Here is a 20,198-nt window from a genome sequence, read left to right as displayed (position 1 = left end):
AGCGGCTCCCTTTCTTTCCTGCATATCCTAAAGCCCAAATCTGTCATATGTATGCCAGCAGTCCAGACATACATATCTGCCCTTTTCTATGCGGAGCATGGATTCTGCAGTATTCTCATGGCATACTTCGCATTCATATGACTGAAAAATCATGGCCCGCTCCGGTAGCTGCATTTTTACCTCCTTCACATCAAAAAGCTCTTTGGGGGATACATTTTTTACTGTTTTCTCCCAGTCTCCTCCCCGTTTTCCGCGGTTTGTTTTCAGTACCAGCCGCACTGCCGTCCCTGCGGAGCGATTGTAAAAGGAGTACGCCTGCTTTCCCCTCAGCCGGAACAAAAGATTTCCTTTTCCCACACTGCATCCCAGTATCACCTGGATGGCATCTACTCCGCAGGAATCATTTTCCGTCACACATACCACCTCTTCATCCTCTGAAAATCCCAGTTCCAGCAGCTCAGCCGCATACAAAGCAGCCTGGTATCCAATAGCCAGCCCTCCGCACTCATGTCCGTGAAATGCTGCGCATTCCTTCCACAAAGTCTCTCTGTCTTTCATCCCAGCACCTCCTGAATTATCATAATTCTGTTACATACCTCTGATTATACACATCCTCTCTTTTTGGCCGCAAGCCTCCCCGGGGGATTAAGCCTCTTATACAGAAAAAAGAATGATTTCAAGAAAACTGCGGAAACTATAAGCGTCATCTTAATAAGACACATTATAATAAGGAGGGCTATGTTATGACCAAAAAAGAACCTGCCTTTTATGCCTGTGATAAGTGCGGCATCATGATCGAGGAGATCTGCGGTGAGAAAGAAGAATTTTCCTGCTGCGGTATTCCTCTGAAAAAGCTCACCCCCAACACATCTGACGGGGCGCAGGAAAAACATCTGCCGGTTGTAGAATGCAATGGCAGTCAGGTAACTGTGAAAGTAGGCAGCGTATTCCATCCTATGTCAGAGGAACACAGCATTGAGTGGGTCTATCTGGAAACAGAAAAAGGCTGCCAGAGAATTAATCTGAAGGCCGACGGAGAACCTGTAGCAGAATTTTTCCTTTGTGACGGCGACCGTCCGGTTGCTGCATACGCATACTGCAATCTTCACGGTTTCTGGAAAACCACAATCTAAATATGCCAAAAGGCAGCAACAGCATCAATGATATTCATTGAGGTCTGTTGCTGCCTTTTCCTGTCTCTGCGTGATACGCCGCGGTTTTATTCTCGCTGCGTTCACAGCATTATTTCAGCTCATTCTTGGTCAGCTGCTTATAAAAAGATACCAGCATAAAGCAGATAAGGATCATAAACGGAAAACTAAATACAAATGACAATGACTGAACTGCAGATAATCCTCCGGTTACAACAAACATAATAGAAAGCATTGCCAGAATCACGCCCCACAGAATCTTAATCTTTCTGTCATTATTCTCCATACCCCGTGAACTCATAACGGCAACTACCTGTACACCGGCATCCGCTGAGGTCAGGAAGAACACGGACAGGGATATGATAACCAGTACAGATATAATCTGAGGCAGCGGCAGTGTGGAAAGCATGGCAAAAATAGAGGAATTGGTATCTACCACACCGTTCACAGCAATACTTCCCGGGTTCTCCAGTTCAATATGTAGAGCAGAGCCTCCAAGCACGCCAAACCAGATACAGCTGAGAATCGTTGGGATAGACATAACCGCCAGAATAAACTCACGCAGGGTTCTTCCCTTTGATATCTGTGCTATAAAACTTCCCACAAATGGAGTCCAGGTAATCCACCAGGCCCAGTAGAATATGGTCCAGTTTCCAATCCAGTTCTCTCCCGTATGGGCAGCAACCGCTCCGTCTGCATCCTGGAAGAAACTCATAGGAATCAGCTGATGGATATAAGCGCCTATGGCTTCCGTAGTACTTTTGATCAGATTAATCGTAGGGCCGGTAAACAGGATAAAAAACAGTACCAGAAACACAATAACCGTATTGCTGTTGCTCAGCTTCTTCATCCCCTTCTCGATGCCCGCAGAAGAAGATATGATAAACAATACCGCAAATACAATAATGATTAAAATAGGAGTAAAATCTCCCATTGAAAAGCCAAAAACGTAGTCCAGACCGCTGGCAATCTGAAGACTGCCCAATCCAAAGGAGGTTGCAACTCCTATAAGAATCAGAATAATAGTAAAAGCGTCAATTCCCTTCAGAAGAGGCTTCTTAAAAGATTTGTTCTCTAAAAAGGGTGTAAAAACCGAACTGACCAGCATTGGTTTTTTCTGTCTGAAGTGAAAATATCCCATTGGTACAGCTACTGCCAGATAAAGCGCCCAGGGATGGATCCCCCAGTGGAAGAAGGTATACTTGAGAGATTCCACAACTGCCTCCGGTGATGCAGGATCTGCTACCGGCGGAGCAAAAAAATGGTTCAACGGCTCGGCAACGCTCCAGAATACAAGCCCGATTCCCATACCTGCCGCAAATATCATAGAAAACCAGCTGATATTGGAATACTCAGGCCGGTCAGTATCTGCCCCCAGGCGAATCTTCCCGTATTTGCTGAAAGCAATAAACAGGCAGAATGCAATAACCAGAGCAGCAAACCAGATAAAAGTAAATCCTAATTTGTTTGTCAGATAGTTAAAGATAGACGACAGCCATACAGATACGGTGTCTGAGAAGGCGATACACACAATGGATATTATCACCGTTACTGCCACAGCGATACATACGATAGAAGTATCTATCGTTTTAGCAGCTTTTGTAGTGTCAGATTTCTGTTCCGCATTGTTTTTCTTCATGAAAACCCTCCATTCTGTTGTTTCAATCCACGCTCGGTAATTACACAGAGTATGGCAGAATCTTCTATAGACGTATAAGTTATCTATGCCAGTTGGAGATGCTGATTCCTCTGCGCCATTATGTTATCGTGATAACATAATGGTAACATGAAAATCATGATACGTCAATGCTGACCCGGAATTAACGTCTTGAAAATAGAACAAACAAACATATTTTATCCTACAATTAATTCCATATTACTAATATTTCAGAAAAGCTCTTAGACTGCCGGAGACCAGAGCATCTCCGCCTGGTTACCACAGTAGCCATTTTGGGCTTCCTGTGCTATACTATCTCTATTAGTTTCCCACATCTTTCAAAAGCTGACGGGAAACCATTAAAAACTCAGGAGGGCAAGATTACTTTGGAAAATTCAGAAATTGCTGTTCAGGTATATGAACATGTAAAATCCTGTATTCTGTCGGGAGAATGGAAAGAGGATACCAGGGTAAGCGAACGGTATCTCTGCGATATGTTTCACACATCCAGGACAACGGTCAGAAGCGCTGTTAACCGGCTAAAAAATGACGGGTGGCTGTATGTGCGGGCCAAAAGCGGTACTTATGTAGCCCCTGTAGACATCAAATCTATAAGAGATAATTTTGAGGTCCGGAGCATACTGGAACCCAGTATGGTATTAATGGCCTTTCCCAATATAACCCCAGGTGACATACAGCGTATGAAGATAAACTGTGAGATAATGGAAAACGCCGGCATAGAAGAATATATTCTCACCGAGGCAGATAATCACAGTGTTATCAAAGAACGCTGCGGGAATCTTACTATTGTAAAAATTATTACTGATATGATGGACACCATCTACCGAATCACTTCTAAGTCTGCGATCACTGCCAAGAGAAGGCATTTCAGCATAAGAGAATGGCAGAACGTGATACAGGCTATCGAGACCCAGGATGTAAATATGGCAAGGCAATATATGACACAGCACATTATGAATGCCTCAGATTCTTTTTGGGATACTTTAAATATGAAATAAGCTATAAAATCCTGCGATGCAGGATTTTTTTTGCAGCTATTAAGTTTTAGTTGCAATTCTCCTTGCAAACTGGTATACTAGTTTTATCAAATTCTTTTATTTTTTTTGCAAAAACATAAGTTTAAACATTTTATTCTCTGTATTTTCTGTTTTATCGGCAACTTCTGGTATACCAGATATCAATGCGCGCAGATGTCTCCTACACCAGTTAATAAAAAAATAGCAAAGGAGAATGTATTATGGGCAAATATAATTTTTTGTACCTGTCAGAAGCAGACATTTGCAGTCTGAATATTCAGTGGCCAGAAATCTTCCATTGTATGGAGCTGGCCTTATCCGAGCATGGAAATAAAACGGTAGAGAATCCCCCTAAGCCAGGCGTCCACCGTTACTCAGACTCTTTTATGCATGCAATGCCTGCCTATTTAAAAACAATGAATGCGATTGGTGTCAAATGGGTGGCAGGATATCCCTCGAACCGTGAGAAAGGAATTCCCGTGACTACAGGACTGCAGATCATTAATGATGCAGATACCGGACTTCCCCTGGCAGTTATGGATGCCACCTGGTCTACGATGATGCGGACAGCCGCTGTTACCTGCATATCTGCACTCCGCTGCGCCAGTGCAGATGCCAGGATACTTGGAATCATCGGTGCAGGGGTTCAGGGCAAGACAAATGCCGTTGCTCTAAAAGAAGCGCTTCCCCAAATCAGCGAAGTCTTATTATATGATATTTTCCCTGAGGCCGCCCTTCATGCCCAAGAGCAGCTATCAAGCCAATTAGGAATTCCTGTCCGTACAGCACAGACCCCGGAGGAGGCAGCCAGGCAATCTGATATTCTGATTACTGCCACGCAAAAATTGACCCAGCCCATTGTCCGCTTGGAATGGCTGAAAGAAGGTGTGTTATGCCTGCCTCTGGAGTCCAGCCGTGCATGGTACAATGATGTCCTGTTTGGCGTAGATAAATTTATTAATGATGATTTAGAGCAGGCGAGACTGTACCAAAGGCAGGGAGCATTTACCGGAGGCATTCCTGATTATTACGCAGAAACAGGAGAGATTATCGCAGGACTAAAGCCCGGCAGGGAAAATCCCCTGGAAAGAATTATGGTTATGAACATTGGATTAGGGTGTGAAGATATTGCCTTTGGTAAATACATATACGAAAAAGCGGTTAAAATGGGGAAAGGAACCCGTTTGGAGCTATAATACCTATCGTTTGCCAAAGCAAGGAGGGTTTATATGAAAAAAACTTCCCAGAATAGAGAAATCACTTTTATAGAAGCGATTATTATGCTTCTGGTTTATGTAATAATTTTTGCTTGGGGAATCGGTAAATATCCAACCGGATTATCCATTTTAATGTGTGCCATCTTTACATCGCTATACGGAATCCTACTATTAAACATTTCATGGGAGGAGATTTTCGGCAGCATACTAAAAATGTTTCAGATGGGTATGCCTTCACTTCTGGTACTGCTCATGGTTGGTTTTATCAGCGCCTCCTGGCTTGCCTCCGGCACCATTCCCGCCTTGATTGTTTACGGGCTTAAGATTTTGAACCCCTCTATATTTCTGGTAGCTTCTTTTTTAATTACCACTCTGGTGGGAATCGCTACAGGATCTTCCTGGTCGGTAGTTGCCACCTTCGGCGTGGCTCTTATCGGTATTGCCAATGGCATGGGCATCCCTCCCGGACTTGCAGGAGGAGCTATCGTATGCGGATGCTGGCTGGGTGACAAATGGAGTCCTCTCTCAGATACCACGAATCTGGGAGCTGCAATGAACGGTCTCAATATCTTCGATCTCTGGAAACATATGCTTCCCACCAGCGGTCTGGGAGGCATTGGAGCAGCAGTTATCTTTGCCGTTATAGGTTTTCATTATGCAGGCGGAAAGATTGATACTGCCGGAATCAACACGCTCACCGAAGGCATAAACGGCCAGTATCACATCAGCCTTTTACTGCTCCTACCGGTGGCTCTGGTAATTTTCTTCAGTATACGTCAAAGGCCTGTACTCCCCGTACTTATCTTAGGTGTAGTAGTCGCTATTATCCTGGCAGTTGTCGTACAGGGAAAAGCTCTGGGTGAAGTAATGAACGCTATTTATAACGGTTATACTACATCAACGGGAGATGCCAGTCTGGATAAGCTGTTAAGCGGAGGCGGCCTTTTATCAGTTGCCGGGATTATGATGATCATCTTCTGCGCGTTCACCCTGGCAGGAGCCCTGGAGCCAGTGGGGGCTATGAGAGCCATAGCAGTAAAGCTTGGAAGTATTGCCAAAAAACGCGGACCTCTCACACTTCTGACTGTCTTTACCGGAATCTTCGGAACATATTTGGGCGGTACTGCCTATACCGGGGTAATCCTGAATTCCAGCATGTACGCAGATTCCTATGAAAAAGCCGGCCTGACAAAGCTGGATCTGGCACGTGCCTCCCTGGAAGGCTCAGGGCACACCAGTGCCCTGGTTCCCTGGTGCGGCAGCCATGTCATGATTGTCACTTCCCTGGGAATTACATGGGGGCAATTTCTCCCCTACTATTTTTCCTTTTGGATCTCGATTAGTCTTATGATTTTGTACGGGTTTACAGGATGGTTTTTCCAGAAGGAAAAGCCGGGAGTAAAGCAGCTTTCGGACAGTGCAGACACGACAGATGGAACTGGGCGGTAAAGAAAAAAGCCTCTGCCCCCTGTATGTGTAATTATATACAGGGGAGCGGAGGCTTTCTCACGGCCCGATATGCCGTCCTCCGGTGCTTTCTGTTATGATTGTGCTCTTTCTATATTATCTCTGCGGTTTTCTAATCTGCAGATTCCCTGTGTCATAGTTCCCATGGGACAGAAGGTACACCAGCTCCTGGGCTTATACAGCAGCATCACAGCCAGGCCGATAATCAGAGAGGTGAGCATAAGTCCGTAAAACCCAAAGCTAAACTGAGCAATCCACGGGGAAACAGCCCCTGCGGTGTAGGTCCATCCCCAGGGTACCCGAATGGTCCACAGCAGTTTGATAGCCTCCCGCAGTCCGGCGGTTCCCGATGCCACCAGCCAGGTCTGGAATACCATATTACCGAACATTGTCATAAAAAAGAGCAGAAAACTGTAACGGAACCACTTAGAAACCATCCACTTTGGGGTGGGTTTATTTCTGGAAAGCTTCAGCTTTCCCCCAAGAAGGGCAAAGAGCTGTCCTCTCCCGCACAGATGATTGCAGAACCATTTACTTTTTCCAAATACAGCAATTAGGAGGGGCAGCAAAAAATCTATCATTCCCAGCCAGGCAAAAAGTATATTAAAGAACCCCATTGCAAAATAAATAATTGACCAGATCCAAAGATAATCATACCATTTTTTCGTTCTCATAAGGCTGCCTCCTTCTTCTGCATAATTACAGCATTGGCAGGACAGATATTGGCGCAGATGCCGCAGCCTATACATTTTTCCAGATTAATCTTTGTGTAACATCCCTTCCAGACAGTCACAGCTTCCCTTGGACATACATTCTCACACGCACCGCATGCCACACAGATCTCCTTTATTACAGATGCATTTCTTTTTGCCACAGTTCCACATCCTCCATAGACTTATTATTTATTTGTTTAGTATATCTTAAAATCCAAATATGTTCTGTAATAAAGTCACATAAGGAATGGGTTTGTGTATGCAGAGGAGCTGAAGAAGGACAAAAGCTGAATATTTGTTTGTTTTCCCCTACTTCCCAAACAGACTCTCCGGGAATGGCGGAATTCGAACAAAAACCAGGATTCTGTTGATGGCAATCCCGATTTCCGTTTGCTATAATGCAGATACAAGCAAAGAAATCCAGCGCGCAGAGATTTCCATAATGAATTCAGGAGGTATCTATATGGGTTTTGAATTTAGAAAAGAATATGTAAATGACTATGTCGCCCCTTACGGACAGGAGATCATGCACGGCAAGATCGCCCTGGAGGAACACTATGAATCTCCCCAGTGGGAGGCCACCGGGGATCCAGGAAGTGCATCGGCATTACAAGGAAATGGCTGGAGGACGGCATGAAATACAGTCCTGCATATCTCGCGGAACTTCTGACGCATCTGACGTTTCAGGGGGTATTCCATGGCCTGGAACTGGATAAGATGATTGAACTTCCCAAATAATACGATCCTGAAAAGCCTTCCCCGGAGGGCATACGAATTTATGGGGTTCTGCCGTTCTAACTGATATACAGAATCGGTACATCCCCAAGAATCCTTTGAATCTCCCCCCGCAGAAACGCCTCCGCCTCTGCTCTGGCCTCCGGGCGATAGCAGTACCTGCCTCTTCCCCGTCCTGTCATCAGGTCTTTGTCATACAACTGAGGGGCATTGGGGAAAGCCTCCTCATTGATGGCCCTGTGGATGTAAGAGTAGGTCATCAGTATAATCTCCAGAAACATCTGCGCTCTCATCTGATCTGACAGTCCCTCTCTCAATTCCTCCAAAAGTCCTGTGTATGCCTCTTTCCATCCATCTGTCAATATCACAGGAGCGATTAAAAGTCCGCAGGGATATCCCGCCGCACACATTTTATTCACCGCAGCGATCCGCTGCTTCAGGCCGGAAGTCCCCAATTCTATCCTCCGGATCACGGACTGAGGGTTGACACTCATCCGGAAAATAACCTTTCCTCTGTGGTCCAGATTCAGCAGCGGATCCACCATATCAAATTTAGTAGGAAAGGTGAGAGAGCCTGTGCCCTCCTCTGCAAAACGTGAAATTGTATAGGTCAGATTGTCTGTTATGGTATTTTCCAGCACCAGATCACTATTGCTGCCGATTTCAAAAGTAAGAGGCCTGTCACTTTTACCTGATTTGCGTATCAGTCTGTCCAGCATCTGTTCCCGGTTGACGAAGAGACGCAGATACGCACATTTATTATAGTTGCATACAAGATAGCAGTACAGGCACATTGCCGTACAGCCAGAGGACGTGTAAGGGACGAGATAGTCAGACACTTTATGATTTTCTACATATTTATGGGTTTTTCGAATGCCGATGATCAAGTTGCGTTTCATATGCCCGAACTCCGCATTGGGTTTCTCCTGCATCTCCCTGATAGAATTGTGGTTCTCTATGGGGATCCAGTCCAGATCGCCAAACCTCTCCTTCAATGCCTTTCCGAGAGGGTATGACAAACTTTCTGTCTCATAATAAACTGCGTCAAATTTCATAATATTTGCCTTTCCAGGATATCGTTCTTTCGTTTGCTTCTCTTCTAGTATGCGTCATTCCCATAAAAAAAACCGCTACTGCACAAAGCAATAACGGTTTTATCCAAATTCATTTTTAGTCTGTTACGTAAGGCATAATAGCGATATGTCTTGCTCTCTTAATCTCAACTGTAAGAGCTCTCTGATGTTTAGCACAGTTACCTGTGATTCTTCTGGGAAGGATTTTCCCTCTTTCAGATACATATCTTTTTAATTTGTTAGCATCCTTGTAGCTGATTTCATTGTTTTCTTTACCACAGAATACACAAACTTTTTTTCTTCTGCGACCGCCTCTTCTCTTCATTGGAGAATCTGGTCTTTCACTTTTATTGTAAGCCATGAGCTTTAACCTCCTTATTTTAGTTAAACGGCAGTTCTTCGTCTATGCCGTCAGGAATATTCATAAAGCCATCGATAGATGCTGCATTGTTCGGTGTCGGATCTGCGGCCTGCTGTGATGCCTGTCCCACATGGCTGTCACTGACTGCTTTGCTCTCAGCGAATTCCTGCTCCTCTACGACGACTTCCGTAGTATACACTTTCTGCCCTTCCCGGTTCGTATAGCTTCCAGTCTGGATTCTTCCGCATATGGTTATACGGATTCCCTGACGGAAGTACTTCTCCGCGAACTCTGCCTGTCTGCCAAATGCAACACAGCTGATAAAATCTGCTGTTGCCTCTCCGTCTCTCCGAAATCTTCTGTCTACGGCAAGTGTATATCTGGCAATTGCCAGTGCATTCTCTCCTGCTGAATATCTTACTTCAGGATCCCTTGTTAAACGCCCCATTAAAATTACTTTGTTCATATCTATTACCTCGTATTATTTACAAATTATCAATCATCGGCTATCAGAACCATTATAATCAAAATGGCGCTTTTCAGTTAAAAAATTATGCTTCTTTTTTAACAACCAAATATCTCAAAACATTGTCCATAATACGCACGTGTCTTTCAACTTCTGCCGGACAAGCTGCATCTGCCTCAAACTGAATAAAGTAGTAGAAGCCTTCTCTCATTTTCTGAATTTCGTAAGCTAATCTCTTCTTACCCCATTCTTCCACTTCTGTTACAGTTCCGTTGTAGCGTTCGATGTATTTTTTCGCTTTTTCTACAACAGCTGCACGAGCTTCATCTTCAATTTTGGCATTCACAACTAATGCTAATTCATACTTGTTCATGCTGTTTTACCTCCTTTTGGTCTTTTGGCCCCCTGATCTCTTCAGGGAACAAGGATATCTTATAATATATCACAATTTTTGATTCTACCATAAAATGTATGGGAATGCAAGTTATTTTGCCTTTTTTTTCAATTCTCTGGTATTCTTCTCTACCAGCTTTCTGGTCACCATAATCTGATGGCCGCACCCCGTGCATTTGAGCCGGAAGTCAGCGCCAACCCTCAGGATTTCCCATTCACTGCTGCCGCAGGGATGCTGTTTTTTCAGCCTTACAATGTCTCCCACTTCATATACCATATCGTAAACCTCCGAAAGTTATTTTACGGTTATCTGTCCGAACACTTCCCCGATGGGCGCCTGTATCAGAAGATCCGCCTGCTTGTCTCTGGGTGTCGGGGCCTTGTTGATCACAACCAGGGCTTCCCCCCGGAAATAATCTATAAGGGATGCTGCAGGATAGACGGCCAGAGAAGTGCCCCCAATGATCAGAACCTGAGCTTTGCTGATGGCAGATACCGCCGCCTCAAGGGTATGGCCGTCTAAGCTTTCCTCATACAAGACCACATCCGGCTTAACCGTTCCTCCGCATTCACACTTGGGAATCCCACTGGCTTTCTTCATAAAGGCAAAGTCATAGGCTCTGCCGCAGCGGATGCAGTAGTTGCGATACACAGATCCGTGAAGCTCCCACACATGCCTGCTCCCCGCCATCTGGTGCAGGTTGTCTATATTCTGGGTAATGACTGCCTTAAGCTTCCCGGCCTGTTCCAGTTCCGCCAGTTTTAGATGGGCCTTGTTGGGCTTTGCCGTATCACAGAGCATCTTGGCCTGGTAAAATCGGAAAAATTCCTGTGGATTTCTCATAAAAAAGGTATGGCTCAGGATTGTCTCCGGAGGATAGTCGTACTGCTGGTTATACAGACCGTCCACACTTCTGAAATCCGGAATCCCGCTCTCAGTAGACACTCCCGCGCCTCCGAAAAACACAATATTATCGTGTTCGTCAATAATTTGCTGCAGCTCTTTTATTTCTTTCATCATTTATACACCTCCGGCAGGCGTTTGGCCTGAACCACAAATCTTGTCTTATCATTTCCGGTGCAGGTAGATAATGTAACGATCTTATCGCTCTGTGAAACCTGAACATCATTTTCTATCTCTGAAGAACTCTTCATTTTATCCAGATACTGCTGGAATTCCTGACCTGGCGCACTGAAAAGGGTATACGTATCCCCTGTGGCACTTGTGGTGTGATAGGAAAAAATCTCATACCGATAGCTTCCGCCGGGCGTACAGATCCACAGATAAGGGCTTACAGAGTACACATCCTCCCGCTGAAACTTCTTCAGCTGCCCGAACATGGAACCATTTTTCATATTATGCCCATATATGATTGTATTGCAGTCCGAAAAATCTGATTTATTGGTATATTCCATAAAAATAGCCCCAGCCGCGTTCTTCTTCCCCTCAAAGGTATAATGAAGATACTTATCGTTATCCTTTCCCTTCACAATGGGGTAGCTGATATCAATCGCCTCCAGTTCCAGCCACCCCACCACATCGGGGTTCGTGGCCTGAAGAGACGCAAAATCTATCTGCGGGGCCTGAATCTGGGGTTCCTCTGTTTCCTCCCCAGTCTCCTCCCTGGCCGGCTCAATGACGGCAGTGTCTTTTATGGAATCATATTCATCCGATCCCTTTTTGTACTCCATATAAATACGAAATAACTGGAAGGCAGAAAATAAAAATATACCGATGCATACAATCAGCAGTACACTGCGGACAATATCTCCTGCGCCCCTTTTCTTTCTTTTCTTCTGTTTTCCCATAGCTTCTCCTATCCTTCTCATGCATTTACTATCAAAATTATACCACCCCCGCCCTCTCGCTTCCACCCCAAGTTGCCGGAATTTTATCTTCTATAATATATGTTCCCAAAAAAAGAGTACCCGCCGGCAGTTCTTTCGGCAGGTACTCTGTTATCCTGATTCTATAATTTAACTTCCAGTTTCTGCTCCTCTACCTTATGCTTTTCTACATACCCCGTAAGCATAAGAGTGAGGGCACCGTCTCCGGTCACATTGCAGGCAGTTCCAAAGCTGTCCTGGAGTGCAAATATCGTGAGCATCAGTGCGGTTCCTGTCTCGTCAAAGAGAAGGATACCGGTAATCAGTCCCAGGGAAGCCATAACAGTGCCTCCCGGCACCCCAGGCGCACCGATGGCGAATACCCCCAGAAGCAGGCAGAACAGTACCATCGTTCCGGGGGAGGGCAGTGAGCCGTACAGGATCTGGGATACGGTCATGACAAAGAATACCTCAGTAAGTACGGACCCGCAGAGATGGATGTTGGCAAACAAGGGAATTCCGAAGTCTACCATATCCCTGCGCAGCACCCTGGACTTTCTGGCTCCGTTTAATGCCACTGCCAGCGTGGCTGCCGATGACATAGTTCCCACAGCGGTGAGATACGCGGGACCATAATATTTAAGCACTTCCCACGGACTTTTCCCCGAATACAGGCCCGCAAGGAGATACAGCAGAGCCAGCCAGAGGTAATGCCCCAGCATAACAATCAAAATGACTTTGATAAATACAGGCAGCTGTCTGGTAATGGTTCCCTCGTAGGCAAGCCCGCAGAATGTAGATGCAATAAAAAACGGCAGAATAGGAATAATTACTCTGGTAACAATCTGAAGCACAATCTGCTGAAATTCATTCAAAACCCCTGTAATATAGTTTGCCTTTGTCCATGCAGCCGCCAGACCTATCATTACAGAAAATACAAGGGCGCTCATAACGCTCATAATCTGCGGAATCTCCAGCTGGAAAATCACCTCCGGAAGTTCCTTTAACCCATCTACCGTAGATACGATTGACAGATGCGGGATTATCCCATAGCCTGCCGCCGCCGCAAACAGGGCTGCCCCTATGGATGACACATAAGCGATCACAAGAGCAATTCCCAGCATTCTGGAAGCGTTGCTTCCAAGTTTGGTAATAGACGGTGCAATAAAGCCAATAATGATCAGAGGCACACAGAAGGTAATCACCTGCCCCAGCACATATTTTACAGTGACAATGACATTCATAAAACTCTCATTGGCAATTAATCCAATGATAATACCGGCCGCAACGCCCAGCAGCAAGCGGAAAGGCAGGCTGTTCCATAATTTACGCATAGGTTTCCCCCTTTTTCTACTTCTTTTAGATACTGCACTATTTTAATACAGTATCTCTCCTTTGGCAACACTTTCTTTTTCTGTTATTATAGTATGGCTCTCCGCTGAAGCGGTGCGTTCTTCCGCCTATTTCCTGTCTTTAACGCTCAGCCAGGCGGTTTATCTGTGTTGCCATATATCCCGCACCGAAGCCATTGTCAATATTTACCACGGCAATCCCCTCGGCACAGCTGTTCAGCATGGTTAGAAGAGCCGAGAGCCCTCCGAAATTAGCTCCGTACCCCACTGAGGTAGGAACTGCTATCACGGGTTTGTCCACCAGGCCTGCCACCACTCCTGCCAGGGCCCCCTCCATACCGGCTACCGCTATGATGCAGTTGGCATCCTCTATCACATCCACTTTGGACAGAAGACGGTGTATCCCCGCAACCCCCACGTCGTAGATCCGTTTTACCTTTGCCCCAAAGAATTCTGCGGTCTGAGCTGCCTCTTCTGCCACGGGAATATCTGAAGTGCCTCCGGTACAGACCGCCACGCATCCCGTCAGTTCCCGCTCTTTGCTGTATATAGAAAGAACCTTTGACATTTCATCATACTGCGCCATAGGCAGCACCTCTTTCACTGCCTCATACTGTTCTCTGGAAGCCCTTGTTCCCAGTACATTAGAATCATGTTCATAAAAATGCTTATAAATCTCCACCAGGTGCTGTGTCTGCTTCCCCTGGCAGAAAATCACTTCCTCAAATCCTGATCTGGCTTTTCTGTGGTGATCCAGCTTGGCAAATCCCAGCTCTTCGTAGGGCAGCTTCTTCAGCAGCGCCTCCGCCTGGGAAATCTCCATTTTTCCCGCTTTTACCTGCTCTAATAGATTTTGTATATCCATGATAATTCCCTCTTTTTCACATATTTTTCTTCTTGGTTTATCTGGTAAGATAGTATCATTTCTTCTCAAAGGTGTCCACTATTCTTTTCCTTTAGACAGCCCATTTTTAAGGGTTTCACGCTTCTTAGCCGGTTTGGGAAAAAAGAACACAAGCATTCCAAGCATTATTACTAGTATACCAACAAATTGCTGAAGTATCATAACTTCATGGAGTATCAGATAAGCCAGGATACAGGTGCCTACAGGTTCTCCGAGAATGCTCATTGTTACGGCAGAGGCCGGTACATTTTTTAACAGAAGATTAAATACAAACTGCCCGCCAATCGTTGAAATCAAGGCCAGACCAAGAAAGGCCTGCCATGTCTGTCCCGTATAACCCCAGAAGGATTCCTTCCGGATTAGAATATACGCAGCCAGAAGGACCGCACTGAAAGAGTAGCTTAGCGTAGAGTAAGTAACGGCAGAAATATCTTTTCTGACATTTTCCCCCACAAAAAAGTACAGCGATATCACTCCTGCTGCTACTAGTGCCAATACATCCCCCAGCAGGTTTTTCCCATCGATTCTAAAATCGCCGAATCCTATGATGAAACAGCCGCATAAAGCAATTACACAGCCGGCCAGCGCAGAGGATTTTATTTTCTTTTTGCCTATAAACCGTTCCAGCGCAAGAGAGTACAGGGGCTGCAGGCACACAAGAACCGTGGAGCTTGCAACAGACGTGAAGTTCAGGGATTCAAACCAAAGCACATAGTGCAGAGCCAGCAATAAACCCGCGGACAGAATCTGTACCCATTGTTTCGTTTGGAGCTTTTTGATTTCCCCCCGGCTTTTGGGGATGCACAGAAGAGCAGGCATAAGCGCCGCTGCGGCAATGAAAAGGCGGTAAAATGCGGTGACGGATGAAGGAGCATTCGCTATTTTAACAAAAATAGCTGACGTCGACAGTGCAAAAACACCGCCAAACAAAATTAGATACGTTTTTAGACTGGAATACATAGCACCTCCGGAATTTGCTGTATCAAAGGGACCGGCAGGAAAACATTCCAGCCGGCCCCGGTTTTCTTATTAATCAGCCATATCAGGCCTTATTCCCACTCTATAGTGGCTGTGGGCTTGGGAGAAAGATCATAGCAGACTCTGTTTACATTCTCCACTTCCTTCAGGATACGGTCTGTAATCCTCAGAAGCACCGGCCACTCTACCTGTTCTATGGTAGCTGTCATGGCATCCACAGTATTCACTGCACGGATAATCACTGGGTACTCAAAGCATCTGGCATTATCCTTTACTCCCACAGACTTGAAGTCCGGAACTATGGTAAAGTACTGCCATACTTTTTTGTTCAGGCCTGCGTTTTCAAACTCCTCCCGTAGAATCGCATCTGCTTCCCGGACAGCCTCCAGACGCTCTCTGGTGATAGCGCCCAGACACCGCACGCCCAGTCCCGGTCCGGGGAACGGCTGACGGAAGACCATGGAGTCAGGAAGCCCCAGCTCCAGGCCGCAGGCGCGCACCTCGTCCTTAAAAAGCTGTTTCAGGGGTTCTACCAGCTCAAATTTCATATCTTCCGGCAGACCGCCCACATTGTGGTGTGACTTCACCATTTTTGCGGTTTTGGTACCGCTTTCTATAATATCCGGATAAATGGTCCCCTGCCCCAGGAAGTCAATTCCCTCTTGTTTTCTGGCCTCTTCTTCAAAGACACGGATGAATTCGCTTCCGATAATTTTTCTTTTCTCCTCAGGATCTGCAACACCGGCCAGTTTTCCAAGGAACCGCTCAGTGGCATCTACGTATACAAGGTTAGCGCTCAGCTGATCCCGGAAGACGGAGACAACGCTTTCAGATTCCCCTTTTCTCATAAGACCGTGGTTTACATGGACACACACAAGCTGCTGTCCGATGGCCTTGAGAAGAAGGGCCGCCACAACAGAAGAATCCACCCCGCCGGAGAGTGCAAGCAATACCTTTTTGTCCCCCACCTGGCGCCGTACCAGTTCCACCTGATCCTCCACAAAGTTCTTCATATTCCAGTTAGGCTCTGCTTTGCAGACGTTGAACAAAAATTCTTTCAGCCAGTTTGTATCCGGCAGTGCTTCCAGCTTTGTCTCACACTGTGCTGCCTGGTGATCAATGGCAGCAACCGGATATCCGCAGCCGTAAATCTCTGGCAGCACGTCAATGGCCTGGCCGTCCACCACCCGGTTTTCACCGCCGTTCAGTATAATGCCTTTTACATTTTCCAGCTCCTTGAGCTCACGGGCAGTGATATCATGAGGGTGAATCTCGCTGTACACCCCCAGGTCACGGATAGCCCTCGCAAGTGTGGTATTCTCTGTGCTTCCCAAGTCTAAGATAACTATCATATCCTGTTTCATCCCTAATTTATCTCCTTATCCTAATTCGTAAAATTGTCAAAGTAACCCTGTACCAGAATTACGGGGGTACCTTTATCCCCTGAGCCGCTGGTCAAATCACAGAGAGAACCTATGAGATCCGTAAGACGTCTGGGTGTGGTTCCCTGAGACGCCATATCTCCCACAAGATTATCGCCCTTTTCTTTGATCCTCCCGGATATAGCTTCCTTCAGGGCCTCCCCGGACAGTTCCCTGAAATCATTGTCTGCCAGATATTTTAGTTTTACTTCATTCGGGGTTCCCTCAAGACCAGGTGTGTGGGCTACGGAGACACAGGGATCCGCCAGTTCCCATATCTTTCCTACGGGATCCTTGAAGGCTCCGTCACCATATACCATAACCTCCACACATTTGCCTGTTGCTTTGAGAACCTTGTCCTGTATCTCTTCTACCAGACTCTTACACTCTCTGGGGAACAGTTTTACGGTATCTTCTGTTGATTTATTAGAGCCCAAAAGTCCGTATCTCTCATTACAGCCGCTTCCATCCACCGGCGCCGTAAGAATGTCATCCAGACCGCACACAGCCTTTGCCCCAGCCTGTCTGAGAATTCGTTTGGTACGCTCCCGGGAATGAATGTCACAGCACAGAACACTGTCTGCATAAGATAAAATCTCTTTTGGATTGTTGGCAAAGATCACCTCCACCTGTGCCCCGGCCTCCCGGATAATCTCACTGTAATATGCCACATAGTCAACGCCTGTGAAAGGATGCTTGTTCTCTCCAAACAGCTCTCTGTACTGTTCCAGTGTCAGCACATCACTGTAGGGATTTACGCCGGCCTCATCCAGCTTGTCCAGAGATACCAGTTCATTCCCTACTTCATCACTGGGATAACTCAGCATAAGGACTACTTTTTCCGCCCCTTTTGCAATCCCCTTCAGACATACCGCAAAACGGTTTCTGGATAAGATAGGGAAGATGACTCCTATCGTTTTTCCTCCCAGCTTCTGCCTTACATCCTCTGCAATGGCCTCCACAGAAGCATAGTTTCCCTGAGAACGGGCAACCACAGATTCTGTCACGGCAATCACATCCCTGTCTCTCAGGGAAAATCCTTCACTCTCTCCTGCGTCCAGTACGCTCTTTACTACAATATCACCAAGGGGATCCCCTTCCCGGATAATCGGGCAGCGGATTCCTCTTGAGATGGTTCCTACTTTTCGTTCCATAGAAAAACCTCTCCCTATATTTATTTTAACATACAGACTAATTATAATATAAACCCGGGTGAAGTAAAAGGATTTTCTTGTCGGATTATAGGCTGCGTTCCAGGAACTCCTCCAGCGTCATACGTCCCAGGTCTCCTTCCTCCCTGCTTCTAAGCGCTATAGTTCTGTCTGTTTCCTCACGCTCTCCCACAACTATCATATACGGAATCTTTTCCAGCTGGGCCTCTCTGATCTTATAACCTATCTTTTCATCCCTCAGATCCATCTTTGCCCGGAGGCCATGGTTTTTAAGCTGCTCCAGAATATTCCCGGCATAAGCACTGTGTTTTCTGGATACCGGGAGAATCTTCACCTGCACCGGTGACAGCCAGAAAGGAAATTTTCCTGCAAAGTGCTCTGTGAGAATCCCTATAAAACGCTCCACAGAGCCAAACACCACCCTGTGAATCATAATGGGACGGTGCTTCTGTCCATCCTCCCCCGTGTATTCTGCCTGAAACCGCAAAGGCAGCTGAAAGTCCAGCTGTATGGTACCGCACTGCCATGTTCTCCCGATTGAGTCTTCCAGATGAAAGTCAATCTTCGGCCCATAAAAAGCCCCGTCCCCCTCATTTACCTGGTAGGGAATCTCCATCTCCTCCAGGGCCCTTTCCAGCCCCCTGGTAGCATCCTCCCAGTCCTCATCACTTCCCATACTGTCCTCTGGCCTTGTAGAAAGCTCCACATGATATTTGAATCCAAATTGGGAATATACCTGATCAATCAGGCGGACTACTCCCTTTATCTCCGGCAGGATCTGATCTTTTGTCATAAAAATATGGGCATCATCCTGGGTAAAACACCGCACCCGCATCAGGCCGTGGAGAGCACCTGATTTCTCATGGCGGTGTACCAGTCCCAGCTCACCAATCCGCATAGGAAGATCCCGGTAGGAACGGGGCTCTGACTGATAGACCAGCATACCTCCCGGACAATTCATAGGTTTGATGGCGTACTCCTCGTCATCAATCGTTGTAGTATACATATTTTCCTTATAGTGTTCCCAATGGCCCGATGTTTCCCAGAGGCTTTTGTTCAGCATCACAGGGGTAGATATTTCCACATACCCTTCCCTTCGGTGGATGTCTCTCCAATAGTCAAGAAGCACATTCTTCAATACCATTCCCTTTGGCAGAAAGAATGGAAATCCCGGTCCTTCCTCCATAAATGTAAAAAGTCCTAATTCTTTCCCCAATTTTCTGTGATCTCTTTTCTTTGCCTCCTCCATCTGTTCCAGATACGCCTTCAGCTCTGCTTTTTTGGGAAATGAAGTGCCATAGATTCTGGTGAGCATCTTGTTCTTCTCGCTGCCTCTCCAATAAGCTCCTGCCACTTTTGTCAGATGGAAGGCTTTTACGGGTGCTACGCTCATCAGATGAGGGCCTGCGCACAAGTCAACATATTCCCCCTGCTGATAAAAACGGATAGGTTCTCCCTCCGGGAGCTCCTCTATCAGTTCCTTTTTATAGTCTTCTCCCCGGGCTGCTGCCAGCTGAAGCGCTTCCTCCCTGGTAAGGGTAAATCGTGTGATCTTATACCCTTCCTTTACAATCCTCTGCATTTCCTTTTCCAGCAGCATAAGCTCTTCCTGGGAAAAGGGGACTTCTCTGTCAAAATCATAATAAAAGCCATCCGCGATGGCAGGCCCAATGGCCAGCTTAGTCTCCGGATACAGCCGCTTCACTGCCTGCGCCAGAATATGTGCGGTGGTATGGCGGAAGACCTCCCTGCCCCTCTCATCCTGAAACGTCAGGATCTCCACACTGCAGTCTGCAGTCAGCACTTCTCTCAGATCTGTCAGTGTTCCGTCTACCAGCCCTGCCACTGCATGCTGTCTCAGCCTCTCTGAAAGATCCCCGGCCAGCGCTTCAAGTGTCACCGGCCCCTCATATACTTTTACAGTTCCGTCTTTTAATGTTATCCTCATACTATACTGTCTCCTATTCTTTTATTTTTGAACTGCCCTCTGCGCAGAAAGACACGTTACCGATATAAGAAAAGCACCCTTAGAGCTGCACAATTGTACAGTTCTAAGGGTGCATACTATTACGAAATGCACGGTTCCACCTTAACTTTTCACTTTCGGATTCCATCAAATCCTAGCCTTTAACGCAGGCATACGGCCATACTTAACAGAAAACTTCTGTATTCATACGCAGCTGATCTTCTGCATCCTGCAGAACATCCAGGAGTGGTCTTCACTGATATTTTGCATAAGCAGCTTCCACCGATGTGCCGCTCTCTCTGTATGCA

General features: G+C 46.3%; 23 protein-coding genes. 6 read left to right on the top strand and 17 right to left on the bottom strand.

What is annotated here, in order from left to right; all coding sequences use genetic code 11:
• Positions 1-27: 27 nt before the first annotated feature.
• Entirely contained in the window at positions 28-558 is a 531-nt protein-coding gene (locus BUA56_RS05225) for an FmdE family protein (RefSeq protein WP_072849591.1), read from the bottom strand.
• Positions 559-743: 185 nt separating this feature from the next.
• On the opposite strand from BUA56_RS05225, the gene BUA56_RS05220 reads away from it, so the two are divergent.
• Positions 744-1,133, top strand: coding sequence for a desulfoferrodoxin family protein (locus BUA56_RS05220; protein WP_072849589.1), 390 nt, complete (start codon positions 744-746; stop codon positions 1,131-1,133).
• Between the two features lie 109 nt (positions 1,134-1,242).
• Here the strand turns inward: BUA56_RS05220 and BUA56_RS05215 are convergent, their stop codons facing one another.
• A complete protein-coding gene (locus tag BUA56_RS05215; RefSeq protein ID WP_072849587.1) occupies positions 1,243-2,790 on the bottom strand; it encodes a BCCT family transporter in 1,548 nt (515 codons plus the stop codon).
• A gap of 404 nt (positions 2,791-3,194) precedes the next feature.
• Here BUA56_RS05215 and BUA56_RS05210 point away from each other — a divergent pair, with 404 nt between their 5' ends.
• From BUA56_RS05210 to BUA56_RS05200, 3 genes are all read left to right on the top strand, one after another.
• The gene (locus BUA56_RS05210; protein WP_072849586.1) at positions 3,195-3,827 is read left to right on the top strand and encodes a GntR family transcriptional regulator; all 633 of its coding nucleotides are present in this window, start codon (positions 3,195-3,197) and stop codon (positions 3,825-3,827) included.
• Between the two features lie 239 nt (positions 3,828-4,066).
• Complete coding sequence (locus BUA56_RS05205; protein ID WP_072849584.1) at positions 4,067-5,041, top strand: ornithine cyclodeaminase family protein; 975 nt, start codon at positions 4,067-4,069, stop codon at positions 5,039-5,041.
• Between the two features lie 33 nt (positions 5,042-5,074).
• A complete protein-coding gene (locus BUA56_RS05200; protein WP_072849582.1) occupies positions 5,075-6,511 on the top strand; it encodes a Na+/H+ antiporter NhaC family protein in 1,437 nt (478 codons plus the stop codon).
• Between the two features lie 92 nt (positions 6,512-6,603).
• Here the strand turns inward: BUA56_RS05200 and BUA56_RS05195 are convergent, their stop codons facing one another.
• Positions 6,604-7,203, bottom strand: a complete 600-nt coding sequence (locus tag BUA56_RS05195) for a 4Fe-4S binding protein (RefSeq protein WP_072849581.1) — start codon at positions 7,201-7,203, stop codon at positions 6,604-6,606.
• Positions 7,200-7,403, bottom strand: a complete 204-nt coding sequence (locus tag BUA56_RS05190) for a 4Fe-4S binding protein (protein ID WP_072849579.1) — start codon at positions 7,401-7,403, stop codon at positions 7,200-7,202. Before BUA56_RS05190 ends, BUA56_RS05195 begins: the two co-directional genes overlap by 4 nt.
• Before the next feature lie 302 nt (positions 7,404-7,705).
• Here BUA56_RS05190 and BUA56_RS22920 point away from each other — a divergent pair, with 302 nt between their 5' ends.
• Positions 7,706-7,879, top strand: a complete 174-nt coding sequence (locus BUA56_RS22920) for a hypothetical protein (RefSeq protein WP_158640978.1) — start codon at positions 7,706-7,708, stop codon at positions 7,877-7,879.
• A complete protein-coding gene (locus BUA56_RS24065; RefSeq protein ID WP_207650911.1) occupies positions 7,876-7,980 on the top strand; it encodes a hypothetical protein in 105 nt (34 codons plus the stop codon). Before BUA56_RS22920 ends, BUA56_RS24065 begins: the two co-directional genes overlap by 4 nt.
• Positions 7,981-8,036: 56 nt before the next feature.
• Here BUA56_RS24065 and BUA56_RS05180 read toward each other — a convergent pair whose 3' ends face one another.
• From BUA56_RS05180 to thrS, 13 genes are all read right to left on the bottom strand, one after another.
• Complete coding sequence (locus BUA56_RS05180; RefSeq protein WP_072849575.1) at positions 8,037-9,032, bottom strand: SPL family radical SAM protein; 996 nt, start codon at positions 9,030-9,032, stop codon at positions 8,037-8,039.
• 115 nt (positions 9,033-9,147) lie between these two features.
• Positions 9,148-9,411, bottom strand: coding sequence for a 30S ribosomal protein S18 (gene rpsR / locus BUA56_RS05175; protein WP_072849573.1), 264 nt, complete (start codon positions 9,409-9,411; stop codon positions 9,148-9,150).
• 19 nt (positions 9,412-9,430) lie between these two features.
• Entirely contained in the window at positions 9,431-9,877 is a 447-nt protein-coding gene (locus BUA56_RS05170) for a single-stranded DNA-binding protein (RefSeq protein WP_072849571.1), read from the bottom strand.
• An 85-nt stretch (positions 9,878-9,962) separates the two neighbouring features.
• A complete protein-coding gene (gene rpsF, locus BUA56_RS05165) occupies positions 9,963-10,250 on the bottom strand; it encodes a 30S ribosomal protein S6 (RefSeq protein WP_072849569.1) in 288 nt (95 codons plus the stop codon).
• A gap of 111 nt (positions 10,251-10,361) precedes the next feature.
• The gene (locus tag BUA56_RS05160) at positions 10,362-10,547 is read right to left on the bottom strand and encodes a DUF951 domain-containing protein (protein WP_072849568.1); all 186 of its coding nucleotides are present in this window, start codon (positions 10,545-10,547) and stop codon (positions 10,362-10,364) included.
• A gap of 18 nt (positions 10,548-10,565) precedes the next feature.
• The gene (locus tag BUA56_RS05155; protein WP_187143923.1) at positions 10,566-11,291 is read right to left on the bottom strand and encodes an NAD-dependent protein deacylase; all 726 of its coding nucleotides are present in this window, start codon (positions 11,289-11,291) and stop codon (positions 10,566-10,568) included.
• Entirely contained in the window at positions 11,288-12,100 is an 813-nt protein-coding gene (gene srtB, locus BUA56_RS05150) for a class B sortase (protein WP_242946722.1), read from the bottom strand. The genes BUA56_RS05155 and srtB overlap by 4 nt, the downstream gene beginning before the upstream one ends.
• 140 nt (positions 12,101-12,240) lie before the next feature.
• Positions 12,241-13,431, bottom strand: a complete 1,191-nt coding sequence (locus tag BUA56_RS05145; protein WP_072849565.1) for a dicarboxylate/amino acid:cation symporter — start codon at positions 13,429-13,431, stop codon at positions 12,241-12,243.
• 139 nt (positions 13,432-13,570) lie between these two features.
• On the bottom strand, positions 13,571-14,314 hold the full coding sequence (larB, locus tag BUA56_RS05140) for a nickel pincer cofactor biosynthesis protein LarB (RefSeq protein WP_072849564.1): 744 nt from the start codon (positions 14,312-14,314) through the stop codon (positions 13,571-13,573).
• Positions 14,315-14,392: 78 nt separating this feature from the next.
• Complete coding sequence (locus BUA56_RS05135) at positions 14,393-15,313, bottom strand: DMT family transporter (RefSeq protein ID WP_072849562.1); 921 nt, start codon at positions 15,311-15,313, stop codon at positions 14,393-14,395.
• An 89-nt stretch (positions 15,314-15,402) separates the two neighbouring features.
• On the bottom strand, positions 15,403-16,695 hold the full coding sequence (gene guaA, locus BUA56_RS05130) for a glutamine-hydrolyzing GMP synthase (protein ID WP_072849561.1): 1,293 nt from the start codon (positions 16,693-16,695) through the stop codon (positions 15,403-15,405).
• 20 nt (positions 16,696-16,715) lie between these two features.
• Positions 16,716-17,906, bottom strand: a complete 1,191-nt coding sequence (locus BUA56_RS05125) for a coenzyme F420-0:L-glutamate ligase (protein ID WP_072849560.1) — start codon at positions 17,904-17,906, stop codon at positions 16,716-16,718.
• A gap of 85 nt (positions 17,907-17,991) precedes the next feature.
• Entirely contained in the window at positions 17,992-19,872 is a 1,881-nt protein-coding gene (gene thrS / locus BUA56_RS05120) for a threonine--tRNA ligase (RefSeq protein WP_072849559.1), read from the bottom strand.
• Positions 19,873-20,198 lie beyond the last annotated feature (326 nt).

This window comes from Lactonifactor longoviformis DSM 17459 (genome assembly GCF_900129135.1).
In the GTDB taxonomy this organism is placed as follows: Bacteria; Bacillota; Clostridia; order Lachnospirales; family Lachnospiraceae; genus Lactonifactor; species Lactonifactor longoviformis.
The sequence above is the reverse complement of the archived record's forward strand: the minus strand, read 5'-3'. Positions and strand labels throughout refer to the sequence as shown.